General features: G+C 51.0%; 2 protein-coding genes. Both read left to right on the top strand.

Annotation, left to right across the window (positions count from 1 at the left end; all coding sequences use genetic code 11):
* Positions 1-230 (top strand): hypothetical protein (locus CA13_RS34500; protein ID WP_419193811.1); only part of this gene is annotated, 230 nt, incomplete at its 5' end.
* Between the two features lie 167 nt (positions 231-397).
* Positions 398-2,311, top strand: coding sequence for a hypothetical protein (locus CA13_RS01410; RefSeq protein ID WP_146394111.1), 1,914 nt, complete (start codon positions 398-400; stop codon positions 2,309-2,311).
* Positions 2,312-2,406: the final 95 nt, after the last annotated feature.

Below are 2,406 nucleotides of genomic sequence, written 5' to 3'. Positions count from 1 at the left end.
CCAATGGCGGAATATTTCCAAAGCAAAGACTCTGGACAAGCTCCTTGCTAAAAGAAAATGGGTGCCCTTTGTTTGGGTGGCCCTTTCTTGCTTTCTTGCCCCTTTCTTGCCCTCATCGCCTCCAAAGGGGGAATATTTCCGAAGCAAAGACTCTGGAAAAGCTCCTTGCGGAAATTGAAAATTGGGTGGCTTTTTATTACTTTATTATTTATTACCTTGCAAGTTGGTAGAGAGTCTGGCCTCGAATCGAAGGGGATATGCAGGAGAAGTTTTCGCGCCTACTCTTCTGCGTGTCTGAGCCATCTTCTAAGTAGTCAGGCCAACCGCGGGTCTCGTATTTGCGCGACCAACGAGTCGGATACTCATTCCTAGTTCCCTCGCAACGAATAGCATTGACGTGTGGCAAAAATCCAACTCTGGCTTGGTTTATCGCGCTGTGCTGATCCTATTGGGTGTTGCGATATGGTGGCAACTGATGTCGACCGCGAGCGATCTATTAGCTTGGCGATCTGTTTGCCTAGTCGATCAGGACCACCTATTAAGTATGCGTTTCAGCCTTCCGCCGATCGGCAAAGAAAAAATCTGGCTGGAGCTTCACGATTCACGCGGAAACTTGATTTCGACGAGAGTCCAAGCCGGAACGCTTCATACTTTGCGAACGCGTGGTCAGTCTGCGAAAGGCGAAGTCGCGATATTCGGGACTCAAGCCAATGGCGCTACCACACTGAGTCTACTAGATCCGATGACATTGGATTCGCGTATCTCGCGCACGCTGCCTGTCCCAAGTCACGGGTACTGGAGCACATTCACTCGCGATGGTAAGGCATTGATATTTGCGGACACAGACAATGACGGAGTTCTGCATCTTTACATGCTATCAACGGATGATCTAGCGATCATCGATAAGCATTCGGTGCCAGACGACACGTACGTATACCTTGCTCCCTCCTTTTCGATCGGCAATGACGAGATACTTTGGCATGACAAAGGTTCGTTTCGAGCCGAACCTCGCAATTTGACCAATCCAGATCTAGAAGATGTAGTGAGTGTGTCGTTGGATGCTTTGTTGTTGGAGTCGGTCGCACCGCCGAATGATGATGATCCAGGAAAGGTGCGTTACGCACTCTATTGGCCCGCAACGGGCAAGAGAGTCGAATTGCCGCACAGCGAGTTGGTGCAACCCCAGCTGACGGATGGAGGCGACTTGATTCTCAACGACGACAAAGAAACAACCCAACGAGTAGCATCCAACCAGCAGGGTGAAATCGTAAGTCGATTGCCGCCCGAGCCTGAATTCCTACACTTCCCGACCAAGAATCTATTTTGGGAATCTCTTAACGAGCACCCATTCGACGGTTGCTTGGATCGCTTGTCCATCTGGAACGCCCAGACTGGCGAGTTGGCCTCGACGACGGATTTCACGAAGACCGCCCGCGTCCGGTTCATCGTGGTCGTTGCATTGGGCGCAGCCTGGTGTTTTGCATGGTTGTTGCCACTTGGCAAACACCGTTTGAGATTCTTAAGCTACGGAATCTGCGTGGCAATGATCTGCTCGATTCTGCAGGCGATTGCATTCGCGAACATCTTTCGAAACGGTCAACTGGCAGCCGTTTGCCTTGGAGTTGCGCAGCTGACTCTAGTCGCGTTTGTTGGTGGTTGGCTTGTTGTCTCGCGCGACACGATATTCAGGCGAACGGTGGAAGCATTCGCGATTTTTGCGCTGACGTTTCATTCCTTCGCGCAGTATGACTTTAGTTTCTCGGCGCATACAAAGTATGCCTTGGCATTCCCCATTGTCGGCTGTTGGGCGTTTCTTGCCATCGTTCAGTTCTCCATTGAGCTAGTCCCAACTAATCTTCTTCGCGACGCCTCACCTACTCGCCATCGATTTTTTCCGAGAATTCGAATTTCGGATTTGATGCTACTAATTGCTGCGACAGCATTGTCGATCCCCTGGCTTTCGGGCCTGTCAACGTTCGCCTCCGAAGAATTCTGGTCGAGTCAGAGAGAAGTCCAAAATTTTCTCGGTGAGACAACACTGTTATTCGTCCAAGCCAGTGTTGCATTGCTCGTTGTCTTTGGATCCAAATGGCACCGGGTTCTCGGCGCTTCGATCATGATGCTGATCGTTGTGGCGCACCTGCTTAACGACGATATTCGTAGCCGCGTTGGCGCGATTGACCAGACGCAGATGCTTGTTTTCGCCGTGTTCCTCGCGCTGCTGGTTGGCGCAAAGTTTGTAGTTGGGTGTTGTATCGGTGTGAAGTTGCATCGCGCAACACAACAAACATCCACCGAACAAATTGGGTGAAATGCTTGAGGTGTTGCATAACACCAAAGCGAGTTTTAGCCACTCCGCAGCGTGCACCGATGGCGACTCTGGCACTCAGATAACGCAAATGCGGG

It is taken from the genome of Novipirellula herctigrandis (assembly GCA_007859835.1).
Lineage (GTDB): Bacteria > Planctomycetota > Planctomycetia > Pirellulales > Pirellulaceae > Novipirellula_A > Novipirellula_A herctigrandis.
Note: the sequence above shows the minus strand (reverse complement) of the source record. Positions and strands in the feature narration are given on the sequence as shown.